Here is a 23677-nt window from a genome sequence, read left to right as displayed (position 1 = left end):
TTCGTACAACAATTCTCCCTAACACCCCTGTTATCTAGAAGCAAAGTTGCAATATGTACAACATTCATGCCTATTGTACGTATGCGTGAAGCGGTAACCTGCAATACCCCGGCGCTATAGCGCCGGGGTATTTATTTGTCCTCTACGTTCACCAATTGCCTCAACGGCCTCAACAACCGGATTTCCTGCGCTTCTCCCTCATATTCTCTTTTAATTGTTCATATCTTTTATCTCCGCTTAAATTGTTTTTAATGTGACCTTAAGGTTTAAAGTACAAAATAAGAACAAGAAAACAAATAACACTTTGCCGGATGCGGCAAGGCGCGGGAGGAAAGAAAACATGGACGATAACAAAAACAACTACAATCGTGAGAACAACTTTAATCGTGATAATGAACCGGGACCGCAGCGGGAATGGGACAGTAATGATAGCAGTAACTTTAACAACAATGGCAGTAACAACAGTAACAGTAACTCATCAACCGAAGCAGGCTCTTCATACTACTATTCCTATGGGCCGTTCAAATCCTTGAACAATGATGAGATGAATGGTGAAGATCCGCAGCATTACAACCGCCGGGAGCCGGAACGTGTAGAGATTTCACCTCCGCAGCCGGTCAAGCCTTTACCATACAGCACTTCGCTCCGCACAACCGGATATGACGGAAATGGCGGAAATGGCGGACGCGGCGGTAACCCTCCTGAGGGAAGTAATGGCTGGCAGTATAACCGTAAGCCGAAGAAGCCGGTCAAGGCGGTACTTATCTCTTTTCTTGCCGGAATGATTGTATTATCGGGTTCGATGTTCATGGCGGACCGGGGCAACTGGTTCACAGGCGATCAGGCAGTTACAGCAGCCGTTACGAATACAGCAGCTAAGACAGCGAACGGAAGTGCTACCATTACGCCTTCCACTTCCACAGCAGCACTGGTTACCGGATCGGGTGATGTATCCAGCGTAGTGGATGGGGTGGGACCGGCAGTTGTCAAAATTGAGACGCTGGTTAAATCAAGCAGCAGAAGCAGCAGTAATCCGAATATGAGCGATCCGTTCTCCCAGTTCTTCTTCGGTGATCAGTTCGGCGGCAGCGGATCTTCCGGCTCCAATTCAGAATCCCAGCCGGAATCAAACAATTCGGATTCATCCCAGCTTACTCCTTATGGAATCGGCACAGGCTTCATTTATAATTCAGACGGTTATATTCTGACCAACCAGCATGTGGTGGATAATGCAGATGTCATTCAGGTTACGGTTGACGGCAATACCAAACCTTATGAAGCGAAATTGCTCGGCTCCAGCAAAGATCTGGACTTGGCAGTGCTCAAAATTGAAGGAACGGACTTCCCTACAGTGGCGCTCGGTGATTCCGACAGCATTAAGGTAGGTTCAGAAGTCGTAGCGATTGGTAACCCGCAGGGCTTTGATCACACCGTTACAGCAGGTGTACTGAGTGCTAAGGGCCGCAGCATTGATATTAATGAAGAAGACGGAAGCGGCACACGCAATTACAAGAACCTGCTGCAGACGGATGCTTCGATTAATCCCGGGAACTCGGGCGGGCCGCTGCTTAACATGAACGGTCAGGTCATCGGGATGAATGTGGCGGTTAGCACAGACTCCCAGGGTATCGGTTTTGCTATCGCGGTCAATACCATTAAAGAAGTTGTAGAGAAACTGGAAGCCAATCAGGAAATTCCGAAAGAACCGGTACCATTCATCGGCGCTTCGCTGATGACCATTACCGATGAAGTCGCTAAGCAAATGGGCACTGACCTTAAAGAAGGCTCCGTAGTCGCCGAGATTGTCTTCAAATCTCCAGCGTATACCGCCGACCTCCGCCCTTACGATATCATCACAGGTGTGAACGGTACGAACTATGCCACCAGCCAGGATCTGATTACTTACATCCAGACGCTCAAAGTTGGCGATCAGGTGACACTGAATGTGGTTCGTGACGGTAAGAAGCTGGATCTTCCGGTAACAATCGGCAACAAAAATGATTTTGATACGACTCAAACTCAGAAGCAATAAACACACCGGACGGTGAGCAGCGCAGCGGAAGGGGAGACCCTTCCGTTTTTGCTGCATAGGCTGCGGATAAACGGATTCATGATACAATATAGATATATGAACTGAACAATGGGGGCTGCTTGATGCGACCGAATATTTTAATTATTGATGACGATGAGAAAATTATATCCATGCTGCGCCGCGGGCTTGCCTTTGAAGGGTATGATGTCAAAACAGCCGCTAACGGGGCAGATGGGCTGCGTGCTGTTCTGAACAGTGATCCGGATGTGGTTATCCTGGATGTAATGATGCCGCAAGTGGACGGGTTCGAGGTCTGCCGCCGTCTGCGTGAGGGCGGAAGCAGTGTTCCGGTACTTATGCTGACGGCCAAGGATGAGATTGAACACCGGGTCAAAGGGCTCGATCTGGGTGCGGACGATTACCTGGTGAAGCCGTTTGCTCTGGAGGAGCTGCTTGCCCGGGTACGGGCACTGCTCCGGCGCAAAAGTGAGCAGGGCGGAGGCTCGGACCAGGCGGTTTCCTATGAGGATATCACACTGGATGTAGATTCGCGTGAAGTGACGCGTGCAGGCAAACGTCTGGAGCTGACGGCGAAGGAATTTGAACTGCTGCATCTGTTCATGCAGAATCCGAAGCGGGTGCTGTCCCGTGATCTGATTATGGACAAGATCTGGGGTTACGATTACAGCGGTGAATCCAACGTGCTGGAGGTATACATCGCAATGCTGCGCCAGAAGACGGAAGAGCAAGGCGGCAAAAGGCTGATTCAAACGATCCGGGGAGCCGGCTACATCCTAAGAGGTGACTAATATGTCTATACGTTTGCGGCTGACTGCCTGGTATTCAGGGATTCTGGCCATTATGCTGCTGGCTTTGTCTGCTGCAATTTACGGGTTTGTATATTTTTACAGCTATGGTGACATCAAAGACCGGCTTAAAGAGCAGTCAAACAAAGTTGTTCTGGGACAGGCGTGGAGCGACGGAAAGCTGAAGCTTGTGATTGGCGGTCCGGAAGGGCAGAATCTGTTCGCACAAATGTATATATACGACTTGGAACGATTATTTACCAATGACAATATGGAGAATATCGAGCTTAAGTTTAAAATCCCCGACCAGATTGCAGTTAAGAATCAGCAAGGGTTTATAAAAGCGAGCTATGAGGGCAATCCCTTTCTGATCTATCAGATATCAACTGATGTGAGTACGACCGATGGAATGCTTCCTGCTGTACTTCAAGTTGCTGTATATACGGGAGAACAGGACCGGCTGCTGCTGACACTTAAGAATATCCTGCTGGTAGGCTCCTTTGCCACATTGTTTGCAGCCTTTACGTTCGGCTTATTCCTGGCCCGCAAAGCAATGAGTCCGATCGGCAAGGTTATTGAGGCGGCAAACGGGATACAGACCGGGACGGATTTGAGCTCGCGTATTGAATATGACGGGCCGCAGGATGAGATCGGGCGGTTGATCGATACGGTGAACAGTATGCTCGGGCGGATGGAAGGCTTCTATACGGGGCTGGAGGAGGCCTATGCCACGCAGCGCCGCTTCGTCTCGGATGCTTCGCATGAGCTGCGGACACCGCTTACAACGATTCGCGGAAATATTGATCTGCTGGAGAAGATATGGGAGATGGAACCGGATGACAGCCGGATGACCGAGGCGGAAATCCGCCAGCTCTCCATTGAATCGGTGAAGGATATTGCTGATGAATCCAAGCGTATGAGCCGGCTGGTGGCGGATATGCTCTCTCTGGCCAGAGCGGATACAGGCCGGACCTTTGATATAGAGCCGGTAGCGCTGGAGCCGATGATGACCGAAGTAGCACGCCGTGCTTCCTTCCTGCCGCGTCAGGCGGAGTGGTCTGTGGGCGAAATGGGCCAGTTGAACGGCAAATATATTCTTGGCAACAAGGACTATCTGCAGCAGATGCTGTTCATCTTCATTGATAATGCTTTTAAATACACGCCTGCGGGTGAGGTTACGCTGGATGCCGTCTTTTATCAGAACCAGGTGGGAATCCGTATCTCGGATACCGGAATCGGGATGGACAAAGACGAAGTGCCGCATATCTTTGACCGTTTCTACCGTGCGGATGAATCCAGAGGAATTACCGAAGGGATCGGTCTGGGACTGTCCATCGCCAAATGGATAATTGATGAGCACGGCGGTTCTGTAGAGGTGGTCACACGGCAGGGGGAAGGGACGACTTTTGTGATCTGGATGCCGCTTCTCTTTGCCCCGCCGCTGGAATAGGGTATAATTAAACGGTTCCTATTACAGCAGTCATTGACAGCAGAAAGCGGTGAATCATGGAAGTCATCAAAATTTCTCCCCGGGGCTATTGCTACGGCGTCGTCGATGCTATGGTAATGGCACGGCAGGCCGCACAAAATCTTGATTTGCCACGGCCGATTTATATATTGGGCATGATTGTGCATAACAGCCATGTCACGAACTCCTTTGAGGATGACGGAATCATTACGCTGGACGGGCATAACCGTCTGGATATTTTGGATAAAATAGAAAGCGGGACGGTTATTTTCACTGCTCATGGTGTGTCGCCCGAGGTACGCAAGATAGCACGGGCCAAAGGGTTAACCACAGTCGATGCCACTTGTCCCGATGTAACAAAGACTCATGACCTCATCAAGGAAAAGGTTGAAGAGGGCTACGAGGTTATCTACATCGGCAAGAAAGGTCATCCTGAGCCGGAAGGTGCGGTGGGGATTGCCCCTGAACATGTCCATCTGATTGAGAAGGAAGATGAAATTGCCGGTCTCTCGGTCCCTTCCTCGCGTATTGTAATTACGAATCAGACCACCATGAGCCAGTGGGATATTAAGCATATTATGAAAAAACTGCTGGAGACCTTCCCGGGAGCCGAGGTCCATAATGAGATCTGTATGGCGACCCAGGTCCGCCAGGAAGCGGTAGCGGAGCAGGCAGGCCAGTGTGAGCTGGTCATTGTTGTCGGTGATCCGCGCAGTAATAACTCTAACCGTCTGGCACAGGTGTCGGAGGAAATTGCCGGCGTACCGGCTCACCGGATCTCAGATGTATCTGAGCTGAATAGGGATTGGCTGAAGGGGATTACCAAGGTGGGAGTAACCTCAGGTGCGTCTACGCCAACACCGATTACCAAGGAAGTTATCAATTATCTGGAGCAGTATGACGAAGCAAATCCTGCGACCTGGGAGATCATACGCACCGTGAATATGGCGAAGCTTCTACCGCCTGTGAAGAACAAGAGTGCGAGTGCTACCTGACTTGATAGCAAAAATGAACTTATAGAATAGGTATAGCGGCAGTGCGGCCTGTATTCAGGTGTGCTGCCGTTTTTTTCGTCCCAAAGCGGTTTTGTTATATATAGCCTATTGGGGTTGACTGGAACAGAAACTTGCGGTAAAATCACTTTAGTGCTTAAAAGCGTACACGCGTCGTAGCGAGATAGTATTAAATTTGATTGATTATACCCGTTTATAAGAATAAGTGTCCAAAAAGGGGAGCTATAATATGATCGTTATTACATCCAACCAAACACCGCAGGATCAGGTAAATGATATTATTGCCGTAATTGAAAAAGAAGGCTTGCAGGTACATCTCTCAAGGGGAGCAGATCATACCGTAATCGGTCTTGTCGGCGGCGTGACGCCGAAGCTGGCCGAGCATCTGCGCCAGATGAAGGGCGTCGAGAACGTCGTGAAGATTACCAAGTCTTATAAGCTGGCAAGCCGTGATTTCCATCCGGAGGATACGGTTATCGATATCCGCGGGGTGAAGATCGGCGGAGAGAATCTCGTTATTATGGGCGGTCCTTGTGCCGTGGAATCCCCGGAGCAGATTGATGAAATCGCACGGCTTGTTAAAGCTTCCGGCGGCCAGGTGCTGCGCGGCGGTGCTTTCAAGCCGCGTACCGGACCTTACAGCTTCCAGGGTGTAGGCGTAGAAGGTCTTACGATGATGGCCGAAGCCGGCAAGCGCCACGGCCTGCTGACCATCACGGAAGTGATGACGCCGGAGTATGTGGATATCTGTGCAGAGCATGCGGATATTCTGCAGGTAGGCACACGTAACATGCAGAACTTTGACCTGCTGCGCAAGCTGGGAACCTGCGGGCGTCCCGTCCTGCTGAAACGCGGTTTCAGTGCGACTTACGATGAGCTGCTGAACGCAGCGGAATACATTCTCGCCGGGGGCAACCGTGATGTTATGTTATGTGAGCGCGGAATCCGGACTTTTGAAACCTACACACGCAATACGCTTGATCTATCAGCTATTCCTGTGCTGCAGAATCTCAGCCATCTGCCGGTGATTTCCGATCCAAGCCATGGCACCGGACGCCGTGAGCTGGTTGCGCCTATGGCCAAGGCTTCGGTTGCTGCGGGAGCCAATGGTCTGATCATCGAGATGCATACCGACCCTGATAATTCCATGACAGGTGACGGTGTGCAGTCTCTGTTCCCGGAACAGTTCGACAGCCTGCTTAGAGATCTTGAGAAGCTGGCGCCGCTTGTCGGACGCAAGTTCTCTCCTTCACTGGAAGCAGCCCCGGTAGTTTAAATTTCTGAGTGCGAAATTAGCTTCTTACAGGCTCTCTTCTCCCGCTTTGGGCGGAGGAAGGGGGCTATTTTTATTGAATATAGGACAAAGGTGACATGGGAATCGGATGAACTGAGTTTTTTCACCAAAGCGTCAGAATATCTTACATTGTCGTAAGAAATACCTGACATAAGCATTGACGATGTTAGGTTTGAGATTTATAATGACGACAGCAAAAAAATAAAAACAAGAACATTTGATACTGTGAGCGGCCTAATGTTCGGAACTTGGGGAGGAATAAAGCATGTCGGTTGAAAAAGTATTGCAGACGATCAAGGAGAACAATATCGAATGGGTGGATTTCCGGTTTGTAGATTTGGGTGGACGTGCTCACCACATCTCACTGCCAGCATCCGCAGTTGAAGAAGAAACATTTGAGAATGGTGTAGCATTTGATGGTTCTTCCATTACAGGGTTCCGGGGTATTGAAGAGTCGGACATGGTAATGATGCCTGATCCAAGCACTACATACATCGATCCTTTTACAGCTCACCCAACGCTTAACATCATGTGTGATATTTTCACACCGGATGGCGAACGTTACGAGCGTGACCCGCGCGGTATCGCTGTGAAGGCTGAAGAATTCCTGCAATCCAGCGGTGTAGGTACAGCGGCATTCTTCGCACCTGAGTCTGAATTCTTCATCTTCGACGATGTTCGTTATGAGAGCGGAATGAACAGCTCTTCCTACTTCGTTGATTCCGAAGAAGCAGCTTGGAACACTGGCCGTAAAGACGAAGGCGGCAACCTGGCATTCAAAGTTGGCGTTAAAGGCGGATACGTGCCTGTAGCTCCAGTGGATTCCCAACAGGATATCCGCAGTGAAATGTGCCGTTTGCTTGCTGAAGCAGGCCTGGAAATCGAACGCCATCACCATGAAGTGGCGACTGCAGGCCAGGCGGAAATCAACTTCCGTTTTGACACCCTCAAGAAAACAGCTGATAATCTCCTGACTTACAAATACATTGTGCAGAACACTGCACGCCAATACGGCAAGGTAGCAACCTTCATGCCAAAACCGCTGTTCGGTGATAACGGTAGCGGTATGCACGTTCACCAGTCGATCTTCAACGGCAGCGAGCCATTGTTCTACGAAAAAGGCTCTTATGCTAACCTGAGTGAATTGGCTCTGCACTACATCGGCGGTATCCTGTATCATGCTCCTGCATTGATCGCGCTGACTAACCCAAGCACCAACTCGTTCAAACGTCTGGTTCCTGGTTATGAAGCACCAGTTAACCTGGTTTACTCCAAGGGTAACCGTTCCGCTGCTGTCCGTATCCCGGTAGCTGCTGTAACACCTAAGGGCTGTCGTATCGAATTCCGTACACCTGACTCCACGGCTAACCCTTACCTGGCATTCTCCGCAATGCTGATGGCGGGTCTGGACGGAATCAAGAAGAAGATCAACCCTGAAGAAATGGGTTACGGTCCACTGGACAAGAACATCTACGAATTGTCTGATGCTGACAAAGAGAAGATCCGCAGCGTACCAGGTACACTGGACGAAGCACTTGACGCTCTGGAAGCTGACTACGAATTCCTTACAGAAGGCGGCGTATTCACTAAGGACTTCATCGATAACTACATCGCTCTGAAGCGTTCCGAAGCTCAAGCCGTTGCGATTCGTGTTCATCCGCATGAATACTCCCTGTACTTTGATGTATAAGATAAGTTAACTTGAATAGAGCTTGATGAAGAAGCCTCCGGGATCATTGGATTCCGGGGGCTTTTTCTGTTGTGTTCTGGATACCAAAGCTGTACCTGTCCCGCCTACCAGTTGTGCCGAGCTATTCTGTATCTATACGGGGAAGTAACTGGTATGGCCACAAATGATTGTAGGATAGCGGCATTGCGGAAACAGGGCGGTTGCAAAGGCGGGTTGCTGCAAAAACTGGGTTGCTGATCGGGCCGGGGCGGAGGATCATCAATGAACTAACGCGGACTGAGAGGACGCTATTTCGTCAAAAAGCCACCTAACGGGGCCCAAACGGACAGAGATTCCGTTATGTTGTTCATTCGTGACTGAAAGGAGGAGGAGATGCTAATTTAAGCGAATCTGAGTCCGTTTGACCGTGAATCCCCCGGATTTGTTCAAATAACGGATTCTCATTCCAGCTCACTAACTTAGGGAGCGTGGAGATCCCAGTCCGGCATGGTCTTATGAGTGGTCGTGATTTCGTGATTTTTCGTGTTATTTAATAGAATATATCCTATAAAATCTCAACTAGATTATATATAGCGCTTACATTTTGTATGTATTTTAGATGTGTAAAATTTCAGGCGTGTTTGTACTATGTTTAAGTCAGATTTATATAAAATATAAGACCGATAACGAAAGTGGTTTCGTGAATAGTGGGATTCAAATAAAGGCTGTAATATCAGCTTTTATGGTAACAATTTTGCACATCAAAGAACATGAAAAAAAACTTTACAAAGATTTATAACGATGCAATAATGAAAAACGAAACCGATTTCGGAAAGTTCCATTAAAATGCAATCTATCTTTGTAGTAGAGAGAGGATGAATACAGTGAATCACGATCACAAGATAAAATCAGGCTGGAGCTTCACCGGCAATAATGGGGATTTCAGACTGGAGCAGCCGGACCGGAGCAGTTTTTTATATTTTCCGCTGGTGAATGAGGGGGGCATGATGTCCTCGGTCAGCCCGAAGCTGCATGGTCAGGTGACTTCAGGTCATAATACATTCCTTACTCCGCCGCTCTCTGTGGAGGATCTGCATAATTCCCGCGCTTCCCGCAATTTCTGGGTATATATCGAAGGACAAGGCGCATGGTCAGCTACGGGAGACTCCGCCCGGCAGAATGCCGCAGTATATGGCGAGGGTGCTGATGAATCTCTGCTGGAAGCCGGACTGTTATGGCATAAAGTGACCCGGGGCAATAAGGAGCTGGGGGTAGGAGCACAGATCACGAGCTTCGTACCCTGCGGCAATGACAAAGTAGAGCTGATGAAGGTTGTGCTGACAAACAGCGGCACGAAGGAGCTCACGCTGACTCCAACGGCTGCCATTCCGCTGTATGCGCGTTCTGCAGATGATCTGCGGGATCACCGTCATGTTACTTCGCTGCTGAACCGGACTTATACTTCCGCTTACGGAGTGGAGGTACAGCCGGCACTTTCCTTCGACGAACGCGGACACCGGGTGAATCATACCTCTTACGGGGTATTTGGTGCTGCGGAAGGCGGAGCACAGCCGGTTGGCTTCTTCCCGGTGCAGGAGGAGTTCATCGGTGAAGGCGGAAGCCTGGACTGGCCGGAAGCGGTGGTGCGCAATCTGGCTCCGGAGATTGGTGAAGGGGGCGGAATACACAAGGAAGGGTATGAAGCGCTTGGCGGACTGCGTTTTGCCGAGATTACACTAGCTCCAGGACAGAGCCATTCCTATGTAGTTGTACTTGCGATTGAGAATGACAGAATCGGCGTGCCGGCTTTGATGGCCAAGTATGGCTCAACCGCTGCTTTTGATGCGCTACTGGAGGAGAATAAGACCTTCTGGGCAGAAAAAGTGAATACGGTAGAGTTCCATACGGGAGATCATGCGGCTGATGAATGGATGAAATGGGTTACTCTGCAGCCCGTGCTGCGCAGACTGTACGGCAACTCCTTCCTGCCTTATCATGACTATGGAAGGGGCGGCCGCGGCTGGCGTGATCTCTGGCAGGACTGTCTCGCTCTGCTGATCATGGAGCCTGCTGATGTGCGCAGCCTGCTGCTGAACAATTATGCCGGTGTCAGAATCGACGGCAGTAATGCAACGATTATCGGGCAGCAGCCTGGTGAATTCATAGCGGACCGTAATAATATTCCCCGCGTCTGGATGGATCACGGCGCATGGCCGTTCCTTACTACGATGCTGTACCTCGATCAGAGCGGTGATCTCGACTTCCTGCTGCAGGAGCAGTCCTATTTCCGGGATTCCTTCATGAGCCGCTGCAAGGAACGCGATACGTCCTGGGAGCCCGGAGCCGGCAGCAGCCTGCGGACTGCAGCAGGTGAAGTGTATACAGGCACCATTCTGGAGCATATCCTGCTGCAGAACCTGGTTCCATTCTTCAATGTGGGTGAGCATAACAATATTCTGCTTGAAGGCGCAGACTGGAATGACGGCCTGGATATGGCCGCCCAGCGGGGTGAGAGTGTAACCTTCACCGCCTTCTATGCCAGCAATCTGCTGGATCTCTCCCGGCTGCTGATCACGCTTAAGGAACGTACCGGGGGAGACACCCTGGAACTCGCGGAAGAAATGAAGCTGCTGCTGGATTCGCTTGGCGAATCTATTGATTATGAATCTATCCCTGCCAAACACGGGCTGCTGGACCGCTACTATGCCGCAGCACCGAATAAGGTTAGCGGAATCCGTACCCAGCTGAAACTGGAGCAGGTTGCGGCGGATCTGGCCCGCAAAGCGGAATGGATCTTCGATCACCTGCGCCGCAATGAATGGGTAGCAAGCGGGCATGGCGACGGCTGGTTCAACGGCTATTATAATAATGACGGGGAGCGTGTGGAGGGTGAGTTCGCTGAAGGTACCCGTATGACGCTGACCGGGCAGGTCTTCCCGCTGCTGGGTCATGCTGCTGCACCGGAACAGATTGCAAGCATTGTCTCGGCGGTGGAGCGCAATCTGTTCGATGACAAAATCGGCTACCGGCTGAACAGCAACTTCGGGGGCATTCAGCAGAATCTGGGCCGTGCGTTCGGCTTTGCCTTTGGCCATAAAGAGAATGGAGCCATGTTCAGCCACATGACTGTAATGTACGGAAACGCGCTGTATAAACGCGGATTTGTTAAAGAAGGCCGTAAAGTACTCGATTCGCTGTACAGCCTGAGCGCGGACTTTGAAGTCAGCCGGATGTACCCCGGTATCCCGGAATATATCAATGAGCAGGGCAGAGGGATGTATACGTATCTGACCGGTTCGGCAAGCTGGATGCTGCTGACAATGGTCACAGAGGTGTTTGGTGTCAAAGGCAAGCTGGGCGATCTGCTGCTGCAGCCGAAGCTGGTTAAAGAACAGTTTGATGCCGAAGGCCGTGCTTCTATCAAAACTATCTTTGCCGGACGCGAGCTGAAAGTCGTCTATACGGCTTCAGGAAGCGCTGAATACGGAGAGTACCAAATACATGCTGTGAAGCTGAACGGGGCTGAGGTAACGCTTCAGCGCGTCTCAGAAGGGGTTGTGATCTCGCGTAGCCTGCTGAGCGCCCTGCCTGAAGGCCAAGTCCATCTGCTGGAGGTTGAACTGGCGTAACGCCGGACGATAGGAATTTAAGACGCCTGCTCTGCCGGTCCGCCGGGAGCGGGCGTTTTCATATGAGATGCCCTATAAACGGTGCAGTAGCTGCGGACAAGAGCGTAATTTCAGGAAACCGGCAGGAAATTGCAGCCGGAAGCTTGTGTATTCCCCGTAGTAACGGGTAAGCTTAGAATCCATAGGTTAAGCATAGGTCGATCATAGGCCAAACATAGAAAGTAGAAAGGAAGGGCATTAAGTGGCACATATTCTATCAAACGGAATACTTACAGTGGAGATAGCAGAGCCGGGAGCATATAGCGGCACCCGGTTTGATTGGAGCGGTTTTATTACAGGAGTGACTCTGGAGCAGGGGGGGCATACCTTTTGTGTGCCGGAGAGTCTGGTTCCGGGACAGGGCAGCGGAGGCATAGGCCTGTGCAATGAGTTCGCCATTTCCCGGGCAATCGGCTATGAGGATGCCGCTGCCGGTGAGTGGTTCCCGAAGCCCGGGGTCGGGCTGCTGCAGAAGCAGAGCGATGAAGCATACGATTTTTTCGGGAAGTATCCGCTTATTCCCTTCACCATAAATCAAGAGCTCAGCAGGCATTCGGTCACTTACACCGTCCAGCCGATGGAATGCCGGGGCTACAGTATGCGGCTGACTAAGACGATTACGCTGAATGAGGACCGGCTGGATATTGCCTACGGGATTGAGAATGTAGGGGACAAGCCGCTGCGCATAGAGGAATATATTCATAACTTTGTCGGAATCAACGGCGCGGCTGTCGGGGGGGAATATGAGCTGAGGCTGCCGGGCAAACTCCGGATTGAAGCGCCGGAATCCTCATATACGGACAATTTGCTAAGCGTGTCCGGTAACAGTCTTACATGGAAGGAAGCGCCGGACCGTCCCTTCTATTGCCGGCTGGAGGGCTGGGAGAACGCGGCGGCTGATCATTATTGGGAGCTCGTCCATAAGCCAAGCGGCGCCGGAATCCGGGAGAGCGGGGATTTCACGGCGGAACGGATCATTCTATGGGGGGAGAAACATGTAATTTCTCCCGAAGTTTTTATTGACATCACCATTTTACCGCGTCACAGCAAGGGTTGGAAGCGCAGCTATCAATTTTTTGCCTCCTGAAGCCTGTCTAGCTTACCTCCTATGTGAATAATTATACTTGCTGCTGTTTAATGTTATCTGCTATCATAGCGATATCCATATTCATAGGAGAGAAAGGGTGGGAGCAATTTTGAGCAAGAGAGCATACAATTTTAATGCCGGTCCGGCGGCACTGCCGCTTACAGTGTTGGAACGTGCACAAGCGGAGTTTGTTGAATTCCGGGAGAGCGGAATGTCCATTATGGAGATGTCGCACCGCGGGGCTATATACGAATCTGTGCATAATGAAGCTCAGGAACGCCTGCTTTCGCTCCTCGGCAATCCGCAAGGCTATAAGGTATTGTTCATTCAAGGCGGAGCAAGCACACAGTTCGCCATGGTTCCGATGAACTTCATCTCTGCAGGCCAGGTCGGCAGCTATGTTATGACAGGAAGCTGGGCGGACAAGGCCCTGAAGGAAGCCAAGCTGACAGGCGGCGGGCATGTTGCCGCATCCTCAGAGGATAAGAAGTTCCTGGCGATTCCGGAGCTTAGCAGCATCAAGGCTGCTGACAATGCCGCATATCTGCATGTTACCTCGAATGAAACGATTGAAGGGACACAATACGCAGAGTATCCGGATGCCGGTTCTATTCCGCTAATCGCAGATATGTCCAGTGACATTCTGAGCCGTTCCTTCGACATCAACAAATTCGGTCTGATCTATGCAGGTGCGCAAAAGAATCTGGGACCTTCAGGCGTCACTGTAGTGATCGCCAAGGAAGAGCTGATTTCCAGTTCTCCTGCGAATATTCCGACGATTCTGCGGTATGATACACATTATAAGAACAACTCTCTCTACAATACGCCGCCATCCTTCTCTGTATATATGGTTAATGAAGTGTTAAAATGGATTGAGGAACAGGGCGGGCTTGCCGGTACCGAAGCCAAGAACCGTGATAAAGCAGGTCTCCTCTATGACTATATCGACGGCAGTGACGGCTTCTACCGCGGAGTTGCGGAAGAAGGCAGCCGTTCCATTATGAATGTAACGTTCCGGATGCAATCGGAGGAGCTGGAGAAGCAGTTCATCAAAGCTTCCGAAGCGGAAGGATTCGTTGGCCTCAAAGGCCACCGCAGCGTTGGCGGCTTGCGTGCCTCCATCTATAATGCGGTTCCTCATGAGAGTGTTAAGGCACTTGCCGATTTCATGAAGCATTTCCAGCAAACTCAAGGTTAATGAAAGAACGCTCCTGACCTTCCGCCTGGCGGTGGAGGGTCTTCTTCTTGCCCGCAGCTCAGGATTTCCGGGCTGCGCCTGTGCCTGGAACCATCATCAAGAATTCATTACAGGGCCAAGTACGTCTTTAGGACCCTACAGAGAGGAAGCATCCGAATTATGGCATTACACATTGTGCTCGTAGAACCGGAAATTCCGGCGAACACAGGCAACATTGCCCGCACCTGTGCGGCTACGGGAACCCACCTCCATCTCGTGCGTCCCCTCGGTTTCCGTACAGATGATGCAACACTGAAACGTGCCGGACTCGATTATTGGCATGCGGTAACCATTGAGTATCATGATTCCTTCAGTGAAGTACTTGAGAAGTATAAGGAGGGCCGTTTCTTCTACGCCACCACAAAGGCGGAGAAGCGTTATACGGATTTCACCTTTCAGGATGGTGACTTCTTTGTGTTCGGCAAGGAAACCAAGGGACTGCCGGCAGATATTCTGGAAGCCGGCAAGGAAACCAGAATGCGCATGCCGATGAGCGAAGCAGTAAGATCGCTTAATTTATCTAATTCTGCAGCGATTATTGTTTATGAAGCACTCCGGCAGATGGATTTCCCGCAACTTTTCTAAAAGTTGACATCAATTTTTATTTTTTTCAGCAGGATTCGACATTTTAGTAACGAAATAGTTAATTAGTGCCGAAATAAGTAGTATAGAAAGTGAACTTAAGAATGAAAGTTCTCATTCTTAAGTTTATCTTAGCAGCTACTAATTATCAGTTGAACAGGAGAGTGTAAGTTAGATATGAAACCTGCTGGCGTTGTACGTAAAGTAGATCAGCTGGGTAGAATTGTTCTGCCTAAGTCCCTGCGTAAAAGGTATTCAATGAATGAAGGCGACCCTGTAGAAATTCTGGTTCAGGGCGATCATATCATTCTGGAGCGTTATCGTCCGAAGTGTGTCTTTTGCGGAGGTATGGAAGGCGTAAGCGAATATAAAGACCGTTATATTTGTGCAAGCTGCCTTTCGGAAATGACTCAATTGCCAAGACACGCGTAAGTGCAAAACAGCATTACTATCTACATAGGAGAAGCGCTGAACGGCGTCCTGTAACAGGCTGCTGATTGGGTAAGGCTTTTCTTCACACCAAAAAGAGCGCCGCACATCAGTGCGGTGCTCCTTTTTTTGTAGTACGCCCAGCATGGGCGTCATCTTTAGGGTGAAAGTCCCGAACGGGGGCTGGCGAGCGCCTACCGTTAGCCAAGGGCAAGGGTGTCCACCGTGAGGTGGAATCTGAAGGAAGCCGGAGGCAAAAGCACGGGCCAAGGTACACGAACTGGATTTGAGGCTGTGTCAGTCGGATGAGTCACCTAAACATGACGAAATCCAAAGCCGCCAAGGGCTGGCGCGGTATACTCCAGTGGTCGCGGGCAGACAGATGACGTTCTTATCTGGGGAGACCTGTCAGATAAGCAAGAAAAAAAAACTTGTAACCGTAGCTGAGAGGCTGCGCTGAACTGGCAGGAGTCAGCAGAAGCCATAGTACGTAAGCTGTTGCAACAATTTACGGAAGGGCTGAACCGAAAGGAGAGAGGAAAGCGATGCGTTCGCATGAAGAGCAACGACAGCAGAATATCTCGCAAGGGAGCTTGCGGCAAAGAGAAGCGGTGAAGCCGTCAGGGTATGCCGGAGCGCCGAGTTCTTCGTCGGCACAAGTCGTCCCTTCCTCTCGCGAAGACCAGAACAACTTGCTGGAGCAAATGCTCAAAGGAGATAACCTTCGACTCGCTTACAAACGAGTGGTGCAAAATGGAGGAGCGCCCGGTGTGGACGGTGTAACGGTAGCGAATCTACAAGTTTACCTGAATACGCACTGGGCATCGGTGAAAACTGAACTTCTGACGGGAACTTACAGACCTGCGCCAGTCAAACGGGTGGAAATCCCCAAACCTGGAGGCGGTGTACGGCAGCTAGGCATCCCGACTGTGATGGACCGTTTCCTCCAGCAAGCACTTTTACAAGTCATGAACCCGATCTTTGACGCACAATTCTCGTGGTACAGCTACGGCTTTCGGCCGGGGAAGAGCGCGCATGACGCCGTTAAACAAGCCCAAAGATATATCCAAGGCGGCCTCAGATGGGTCGTGGATTTGGATCTGGAGAAATTCTTTGACAAGGTAAACCACGACATGCTAATGGCAAGAGTGGCGCGGAAAGTGGAGGACAAAAGAGTGCTGACGCTAATCCGTGCTTACTTAAACGCCGGAGTTATGGTGGATGGAAAATGGGAGCGTAGCCGGGAGGGAACGCCACAAGGCGGTCCGCTTAGTCCGCTTCTAGCAAACATTCTATTGGATGATCTGGACAAGGAACTGACCGGGCGAGGTTTGCGATTCGTACGCTACGCGGACGACTGTAATATCTTTGTGGCGAGTAAACGAGCAGGCGAGCGTGTCATGGAATCGGTAAGTCGGTTTGTAGAAGGAAAGCTAAAACTGAAAGTAAACGGGGAGAAAAGTGCGGTAGCGAGACCTTGGCACCGAAAGTTCTTAGGATTCAGTTTCCTGAGCCAGAAACAGGCAACGATTCGGATTGCTCCGAAGAGTCTCGCAGCTTTTAAAGGGAGAATTCGAGAGCTAACGAAACGTACCTGGTCCATTTCCATGGAAGAAAGGATTTACCGACTGAACCGCTATCTGATGGGTTGGCTCGGTTATTTCCGTCTAGCCTCGGCGAAGACACACTTCCAAACACTGGACCAGTGGATTCGGAGGAGACTTCGAATGTGTCTGTGGAAACAGTGGAAACGAGTACGTACACGAATCCGCGAGCTTCGAGCACTCGGGGTTCCAAAGTGGGCTTGTTTTAAGATGGCCAACTCGCGGCGAGGCGCGTGGGAAATGTCCCGGAACACGAATAACGCCCTTTCGACTTCCTATTGGGAAGCAAAAGGGCTGAAGAGTTTACTTTCACGCTATCTGGAACTTTGTTAACCTTTTGGAACCGCCGTATGCGGACCCGCATGTACGGTGGTGTGAGAGGACGGGGGCTTGCCGCCCCCTCCTACTCGATAACGCTCAGCGGACTCTTATAAGCCCTTGGTCTTGTCGTCGTTGTAGGAAGAAGTAAGGATGCCGGCCAGAAACAGCAGAAAAACCAGGGTCACGATCCAAAAAGTCAGGGAGAACGACATGCTGTGCACCTCCGTTAGTGACTGTTATTCGTTAATCTGATTATACGCTTTCATTCCGCAAAAATAAATGAAAATGTGATTTATGGCATTGACGAACTCCAGCTACTTACTTGAAGAACAGGAAGTTCGTCGGTACACGCCGCAAATTGCCGTCAGAAGGGTTATTGATGACCTTCCCCCGGAAGATCAGCGAGGAAGATCCGCCTCCATCGAGATTGTAGGCATCAATGACGCCAAGGTTATACAGCTTGTCCTGAAGCTCTGCCAGAGTAGCCCCGGAATTGCCGTTCTCGTCATAACCGTCGGCCACCAGAATGAGCAGCTGATCATCCTTGAAGTTGCCGATCACGGTGCGCGGTGCACGCTTAGGAGTGAGTTGCCATTTCTGCGGAATCACAGTCTTGGTGTGATTCTTCAGCAGAACCGGGACGAAGGTGGCGCCAAAAACGGGCTCCAGCTGATCCAGCTGTGCCCGGCTGCTGAACTTGCCGCCGATCAGCTGCCCGGACTTATTCAGGCCGACGAAGCTGAGATCCTTGTAGCTGGGTTCGAAGCCATACAAATACTGGCCGCCGACAATGGTTGTAGACAGCGGATAACGCTTGCCGTTCTGATCGGCGAACCCGCCGGCGTTGATGCCTGCGGATGCACCATAGCGGTTCACGGCCTGCATGGTGGTCTCGGATGCGCCAGTGCCGTCACCGGCCAGACTCATCTTCATGGCGGCAGGATCCTTCAGCCTGATCTTTAACGCGTATGCTTTATAGTTTCCGGGGTTCAGCCGGTACAATTCAATAGTAATCCGGTCACTGGTAATTACATCGGCAGGTATGCCCAGCCGGGAGGTAATCCTGTTATTGTAGATCCGCTCCGGGCGGGAGGTCTGGGCTGCGGCCGTACTGACCAGCGCATTCATGGCGTTCGTGGTCTGCTTGTACAGCAGGGCACTGGCGCTGATCGAATCGATGGTGTAAGACGCATACCTCTTGGCTACGGCCAGATCCTGCTTAAGCTTAGCGGTCTCACTAACAGGGCCGGAGACAGCAGTAAAGGGTCCGGTATCGAGCTTGAGGTCGAGCGGCGGCTGATACAGCCACAGGCAGAGCAGCAGTCCGAAGAGCGGCGCGGTCAGGAGCATGAAGAAGCGGTTTACTCTTTTGACAGGAGTCATCATTTGAGCAGATCCATCTCTTTCTTAAGCGCATCCAGCTGTTTCTTGACCTCGCTTAATTGTGTATACAGTTTGTTGCTGTTGTCCGTCTTGTTGCTGGCGTTATCTTTGGTGAAGGTCAATAATTCATTAAAGGTCTGCACCGTGCTCTGCAGTTCCTTCACCTGTTCGGTCAGGACGGCGATCTTGGATTCGTAATCGGTCTTCAAAACGGTAAGCTGCTGCTGGCTTTGTGATCCAAGCTCGCTCAGCACCTGATCTTTCAGATGGTTCGTGTAGCTGTACACGGCATAAACGCCGAGTGCAATCATCAAAATCCAGAACAGTAGAAACCATTTTACGGAAGGTCCGCTTCTCTCTGCGCTCCGGCGCGAGTGTACCCGGGTCGATTCCGCTAGCGGTTGCATTTCATCACCTCAAGCCATTTTTTTTCAAGTCCCCATTCTATCAGACTTTTACTATTTTCGCAAAAGTGAAAGAGCTTGTGAAAACAAGAAAAAGTAATTGCATCCTGTTAAACTACTGCGATACAATTTCTATAGATTGGAATATCTGAGGGGCGTATTCAAGGTAAAAGTAGGAAGAACAGACAAGACATCATAGTTCCTTGCTTGCGTGTTAACCGGAAACGCTTATCGCGCTTTCCATTCTGGTAAATTATATAGATAGCAGGAGGTCTGGGCATTGATGAAAGTCTGGCGGGTGGTCATCGTGGGATGTCATCCCACAAGTATGTTGGGAACAAAATTGATTCTGGAAGAAGGGGGAGAGCTGGAGGTTGCAGGTATGTATTCCACCTGGAGCGAATGCGTTTCCATGGTGCGCGATACCGGGCCGGACCTGGTACTCAGCGATTATCAAATGCCGGAAGGAACGGTAGAGGATGTTCTGCCAGAGATGAAGAAGAGCTCACAGAGCTCCCATTTTATAATTATGACCGAAGAGAATGATAAAGATATGTTTCAGCCGCTGATTGAGCTTGGGGCCAGCGGAGTGCTGTCCAAAGGGGCGACTCCGAATCAGCTGCTGCAGATGATTAGCGGAATCCGTGAAGGCTTCCTCTCCATTCCGCTCGAATGGATTGAGAAGGGGTTACGTCCGGTGACCTCTTCCAGAGGACTGGATGCTGTAATGCAGCTGACACAGACAGAGATGTTTATTATGGAACGCATTGTGCAAGGAATTACATACGATAAGATCGCCCTGGAGATTGAAGTCAGCCGCCGCTCGATCGATAACTATCTGCGCAAGATTTATGTTAAGCTGGAAGTATCTACGAGGGCACAGGCGATTGAGAAATTCGCCCTATTCTCAAGACAGAACAAGCAAATCTACGCCTGATCCCCGTATAACGACATAATGCCGTCCGGGCTGGAATATTCTTAAACCAGAGTAAAGGGGGGAGCGTATGAAGTATGAATTCTCTGCGCGCGCACATACGTTGTTGTCATCACCACTGCTGAGCATCCGTAAACAGACGCGGCGCGGCACGCTGATCTCGCTGGCGGAAGAGCTGCCGGCGGAGGAGTTATTCCCGTTGCCGCTGCTGTCTGAAGCGGCGTCGACGGTGATATCGGCAGATGCCGGAGCTCTGCAGTACGGCGATCCCGAGGGCTATGGCCCGCTGCGGGAGTGGCTTACCGGAGATTGGCTGGGAGGCAAAGGGGTAAATGTGGCCGAAGGCGGAGTTCTTCTGACAACGGGAAGCCAACAGGCCATCGATTTGCTGGCCAGAGTCTATATAGATCCCGGTGACCGGGTGCTGGTCGAGAATCCGACCTCTCCGGGCATTCTGCAGGCGCTGCGGATGCAGGGTGCCGTGATCATTCCGGTGCAGGGGGATAAGGACGGCCTGCTGCCCGATCATCTGCGCAGCGGAATCCGCCAGCACCGGCCCAAAATGCTGTTTGCCACGCCGAGCTTTACCAATCCGAGCGGTGTGCTGTGGAGCCTTGCACGGCGCAAGGAAATTCTTGAGCTGTGCACCTCGCATAACGTGCTGATTATAGAGGATGATTCTTACGGTGATCTGCATTTCCAGCGATATGATGAGCATCCTTCCCTGAGATACCCTTCCCTCTACGCGCTGGAGAATGTCAGCGAGGGCGGGCATGTGCTGTATATCGGTTCATTCAGCAAAACGGTTGCGCCGGCGCTGCGGACGGGCTGGGCGGCGGGAAGCCGCGAGCTGATCGGGATGATGACCGCTGCGAAGCAGATGGCGGACTGGCAGTCCAGCTCGCTGAACCAGCGGCTGCTGCATCATCTGCTTAGTGTAAGCGCCTTTGATCTGCGGGAGCATATCACCCTGCTGAACCGGGAATACAATACCCGCCTGAAGCTGATGGCCGAGCTTCTGAAACGCCCGGCCTGGAAAAGCAGCGTGTATGATATGCCGGTTGGCGGGATGTTCCTCTGGGTGACGCTGCCGGAGGGGCTGGATGCCATGGCACTGCTGCGTGCCTCATTGGCTAAAGGCGTAGCCTTTCTGCCCGGACCGCTCTGCAGTGTAAGCGGAGGCTCGGACCGGATCCGGCTTAACTTCAGCCACCCCGGCCGGGATGAGCTGCTGCTGGGCATGAATCTGATGAGTGAAGCGGTATCGGAGTTTACGGCGCGGAGCTGAGAGTGACGGGAATAACCGGAGCATGATATAGAAGAAGGATGACTGCTTGCCATGGAATGGCGGGCGGTTGTCCTTCTTTTTTTGAACTGAATTTACAAAGATGTCTTTAGAATCGGAAAAATATGAAACTTATCGTGTTGTAGAAGGAACTATACTTGGGCTGAGTGTCAAATTTATTCCAAACCCAAGGAACCGGAGCTGAAAGAGAATGAAAATAAACAAAACATATAGGTTGGCAGCTTGCATTGCAGTATTGCTAATGGGAGGATGCAGCAGTAATCCGGAACCACCGGATGCGGCTGTACCCACCGAAACCGCTGAAGCCGCAGGACCTGCTGCTGGCAAAGGGGCAACGGGCCTTACGGCTTTAGATACTCCTGTATGTGAGGAACCGGTCAACAAGCTGCACTACAGCCGGAATCAGCTCCAGGAGATCCGGGAAGCGGCGCAAAAAGCAGGCTTGGCGAACGTATATATTCCTGAGATTGGCGGCGGTCCGGATGATTATTTTGAAGAGGCCAAGGTGGACGGAAACCGGTTGACCCTTCATTTCATCCGGATGGCGATTACTGAATCTATGGAGGAGCTGGAGCCTGGGGGCGGAAATAGAATGGTTACCAAGGTGCAGCTGTCCCCGCAATTGGAAGGAAAGTGGATTAGCGAGGAGGAAAGTACGGTGGAATATCTGTATGGTGAAATAGATAACACCCATTTTGAAATCTTCTCAGCCAGAATGTTTGACCGGAAGGATTTTGAGGATGCAGCGAAATCAATGATTCTGCTCCAGCAGAAATAACACACCTGTAAGTTTCCGATGAGCAGGAGTGATGTAATGGAGAACATACTGGAGTGCAGCAATTTGGCCAAAGGATACAGAAGGAAGGTTGCACTGGACGGCCTCAGCCTGGCCCTTCCCAAGGGGAGAATCGTAGGGCTGTGGGGACCGGATGGGGCGGGCTGCCCGCAAGCTAGGCAGTGATATGTACATTGCTGCAGCAATAGGGGCTGCGATTCTGCATCCAACGGTACTACGCTGCTGGGGTCTGGGGGGACGTTCTATCCATGTCCACAAGTATTACGGCCTTTATGGGGATTCGAGAGCCTGCTATGTATGGCGTAAATAGGCGTCTTAAGAAATCGTTTATCTCTGCCCTGATCGGCGGAGCTGTCGGCGGTGCGTTCCTCAGCTTGTTCAAAGTCAAAGCTTATGTCATCGGCGGACTTGCCGGGCTCTCCCGGATTCCGATGGTTATTGGAGCGACCTTCGTCTATTCGGTCATCAGCTTTGCGATTGGTGCTGCGGTTGCGGCTGTCGTCACTTATATTTTGGGCTTTGAAGATGAGCCTGAAGCTGCTGCAGCGCCGGTTGTGGAAGCAGCACCTCGGGCAGCAGCAAGCGTGACGGCTACGTCTGCTGTAACGCGGGTGGAACCGACGATGGTTAATGAAGAAGTGTTCAGTCCGATTGCAGGTGAAGTGAAGCCGCTGAGTGAAGTGAATGATCCGGCGTTCTCCGAAGAAATTATGGGTCAGGGTTTTGCCATTCAGCCCTCCGAAGGCCGCGTGGTATCTCCGGTCAACGGAACGGTGTTCTCGCTGTCGAAGAGCGGCCATGCGATTGGTCAGGTCAGTGACAGCGGAGCCGAAATGCTGACCCACATCGGGATCGACACCGTGAAGCTGAAGGGACTATATTTCTCGCCTAAGGTTACCGCTGGAACCAAGGTGTCTGTCGGCGATCTGCTGATGGAATTCGATCATGTTGAGATCGAGAAGGCGGGCTACAGCACAATCACGCCGGTCATTATCACGAACATCCAGCAGTATAACTCAATCCTGCCTTCCGGCCGCTCCTCTGTTAAGGAGAAGGAGCTGCTGTATACGGTGCTTGCTTAGGCACGGTAGCTGGAAAGCTGAAAAGTTAGATAGCCGAAAAGCCAAAAGCATAAGGCGGGTGTGACTGCAAGGTGTGGGAGGATGTAGGGCTGAGACTTGTAAGTCTGGCGCGAAAGTAATGGAAGAACGATTGGAAGAACGACTGGAAGAACGACTAGAAGAACGATTACAAGAACAAGTGAAAGAACTAGGTTGGAAAAAAGGAGTTGTCTCGCCACGCAGGGGGTCTGCGTTCGGGATGACTCCTTTTGTATCTGTATGCGTATGCGTGCCTTTTTGCTCTGCCCAATTCTGCTCTGCCCTTCCTCACGGAATAGGTGGAAAAAGAGCATTTAATTCTTCTGAAACTGGAGATTTCAGGAATTTAAATGGAAATAATACATCTATTGATTCGGAATCGGCCATTCGATTCGAAATCAGATCAATTAGATGCTTTTTATCCAACTAAACCGTTCTGACGGGATAAAGTCATGAAGTTAAGTGCTATTATTCCACTTGTTGGGTGGCTGTAGAATAGGAATGAGCCTTCCTGCGTGAATTCTAGGCGCAGAAGCGCTGGAAT

At 51.0% G+C, this 23677-nt stretch carries 20 protein-coding genes; 18 read left to right on the top strand and 2 right to left on the bottom strand.

The genetic code is table 11. The features are described from left to right. Positions 1-340 precede the first annotated feature (340 nt). From NYE33_RS30395 to ltrA, 12 genes are all read left to right on the top strand, one after another. On the top strand, positions 341-2032 hold the full coding sequence (locus NYE33_RS30395) for a S1C family serine protease (protein ID WP_042135163.1): 1692 nt from the start codon (positions 341-343) through the stop codon (positions 2030-2032). A 122-nt stretch (positions 2033-2154) separates the two neighbouring features. Next, positions 2155-2841, top strand: coding sequence for a response regulator transcription factor (locus NYE33_RS30390; RefSeq protein ID WP_341069042.1), 687 nt, complete (start codon positions 2155-2157; stop codon positions 2839-2841). A 1-nt stretch (position 2842) separates the two neighbouring features. Beyond that, complete coding sequence (locus NYE33_RS30385; RefSeq protein ID WP_341069039.1) at positions 2843-4288, top strand: sensor histidine kinase; 1446 nt, start codon at positions 2843-2845, stop codon at positions 4286-4288. A gap of 56 nt (positions 4289-4344) precedes the next feature. Further along, positions 4345-5301, top strand: a complete 957-nt coding sequence (locus tag NYE33_RS30380) for a 4-hydroxy-3-methylbut-2-enyl diphosphate reductase (protein WP_042135168.1) — start codon at positions 4345-4347, stop codon at positions 5299-5301. Positions 5302-5548: 247 nt separating this feature from the next. Then, on the top strand, positions 5549-6595 hold the full coding sequence (aroF, locus tag NYE33_RS30375) for a 3-deoxy-7-phosphoheptulonate synthase (RefSeq protein WP_039303367.1): 1047 nt from the start codon (positions 5549-5551) through the stop codon (positions 6593-6595). Between the two features lie 283 nt (positions 6596-6878). Continuing rightward, the gene (gene glnA / locus NYE33_RS30370; protein WP_042135170.1) at positions 6879-8303 is read left to right on the top strand and encodes a type I glutamate--ammonia ligase; all 1425 of its coding nucleotides are present in this window, start codon (positions 6879-6881) and stop codon (positions 8301-8303) included. Positions 8304-9166: 863 nt separating this feature from the next. Beyond that, positions 9167-11911 (top strand): GH36-type glycosyl hydrolase domain-containing protein, encoded by a 2745-nt coding sequence (locus tag NYE33_RS30365; RefSeq protein ID WP_336102633.1) that lies wholly within the window; start codon positions 9167-9169, stop codon positions 11909-11911. A 241-nt stretch (positions 11912-12152) separates the two neighbouring features. Continuing rightward, entirely contained in the window at positions 12153-13037 is an 885-nt protein-coding gene (locus tag NYE33_RS30360; protein ID WP_076242661.1) for a hypothetical protein, read from the top strand. A 106-nt stretch (positions 13038-13143) separates the two neighbouring features. Then, entirely contained in the window at positions 13144-14235 is a 1092-nt protein-coding gene (gene serC, locus NYE33_RS30355; protein ID WP_042140917.1) for a 3-phosphoserine/phosphohydroxythreonine transaminase, read from the top strand. A gap of 159 nt (positions 14236-14394) precedes the next feature. Continuing rightward, a complete protein-coding gene (gene trmL / locus NYE33_RS30350) occupies positions 14395-14859 on the top strand; it encodes a tRNA (uridine(34)/cytosine(34)/5-carboxymethylaminomethyluridine(34)-2'-O)-methyltransferase TrmL (protein ID WP_039303379.1) in 465 nt (154 codons plus the stop codon). Positions 14860-15033: 174 nt separating this feature from the next. After that, the gene (locus NYE33_RS30345; RefSeq protein WP_039303382.1) at positions 15034-15288 is read left to right on the top strand and encodes an AbrB/MazE/SpoVT family DNA-binding domain-containing protein; all 255 of its coding nucleotides are present in this window, start codon (positions 15034-15036) and stop codon (positions 15286-15288) included. Between the two features lie 542 nt (positions 15289-15830). Continuing rightward, positions 15831-17222, top strand: a complete 1392-nt coding sequence (gene ltrA / locus NYE33_RS30340; protein ID WP_081969899.1) for a group II intron reverse transcriptase/maturase — start codon at positions 15831-15833, stop codon at positions 17220-17222. A gap of 306 nt (positions 17223-17528) precedes the next feature. Here the strand turns inward: ltrA and NYE33_RS30335 are convergent, their stop codons facing one another. After that, positions 17529-18596, bottom strand: coding sequence for a phosphodiester glycosidase family protein (locus tag NYE33_RS30335; protein ID WP_042135176.1), 1068 nt, complete (start codon positions 18594-18596; stop codon positions 17529-17531). Next, positions 18593-19000 carry a hypothetical protein gene (locus NYE33_RS30330; protein ID WP_039303387.1) on the bottom strand — a complete coding sequence of 136 codons (408 nt, stop codon included), beginning with the start codon at positions 18998-19000 and terminating at the stop codon, positions 18593-18595. The genes NYE33_RS30335 and NYE33_RS30330 overlap by 4 nt, the downstream gene beginning before the upstream one ends. A 277-nt stretch (positions 19001-19277) precedes the next feature. Here NYE33_RS30330 and NYE33_RS30325 point away from each other — a divergent pair, with 277 nt between their 5' ends. From NYE33_RS30325 to NYE33_RS30300, 6 genes are all read left to right on the top strand, one after another. Next, the gene (locus NYE33_RS30325) at positions 19278-19934 is read left to right on the top strand and encodes a response regulator transcription factor (RefSeq protein WP_042135178.1); all 657 of its coding nucleotides are present in this window, start codon (positions 19278-19280) and stop codon (positions 19932-19934) included. A 67-nt stretch (positions 19935-20001) separates the two neighbouring features. After that, a complete protein-coding gene (locus NYE33_RS30320; RefSeq protein ID WP_042135181.1) occupies positions 20002-21219 on the top strand; it encodes an aminotransferase-like domain-containing protein in 1218 nt (405 codons plus the stop codon). Positions 21220-21451: 232 nt separating this feature from the next. Then, positions 21452-22015 carry a hypothetical protein gene (locus NYE33_RS30315; protein ID WP_156118575.1) on the top strand — a complete coding sequence of 188 codons (564 nt, stop codon included), beginning with the start codon at positions 21452-21454 and terminating at the stop codon, positions 22013-22015. Between the two features lie 36 nt (positions 22016-22051). Beyond that, complete coding sequence (locus NYE33_RS30310) at positions 22052-22198, top strand: hypothetical protein (protein WP_156118576.1); 147 nt, start codon at positions 22052-22054, stop codon at positions 22196-22198. 83 nt (positions 22199-22281) lie between these two features. Next, positions 22282-23115, top strand: coding sequence for a glucose PTS transporter subunit IIA (locus tag NYE33_RS30305; RefSeq protein WP_341069033.1), 834 nt, complete (start codon positions 22282-22284; stop codon positions 23113-23115). Between the two features lie 118 nt (positions 23116-23233). Then, positions 23234-23563, top strand: a complete 330-nt coding sequence (locus NYE33_RS30300) for a hypothetical protein (protein ID WP_179093420.1) — start codon at positions 23234-23236, stop codon at positions 23561-23563. Positions 23564-23677: the final 114 nt, after the last annotated feature.

Source organism: Paenibacillus sp. FSL R10-2199 (genome assembly GCF_038000235.1).
GTDB lineage: Bacteria > Bacillota > Bacilli > Paenibacillales > Paenibacillaceae > Paenibacillus_AQ > Paenibacillus_AQ phytohabitans.
Note: the sequence above shows the minus strand (reverse complement) of the source record. Positions and strands in the feature narration are given on the sequence as shown.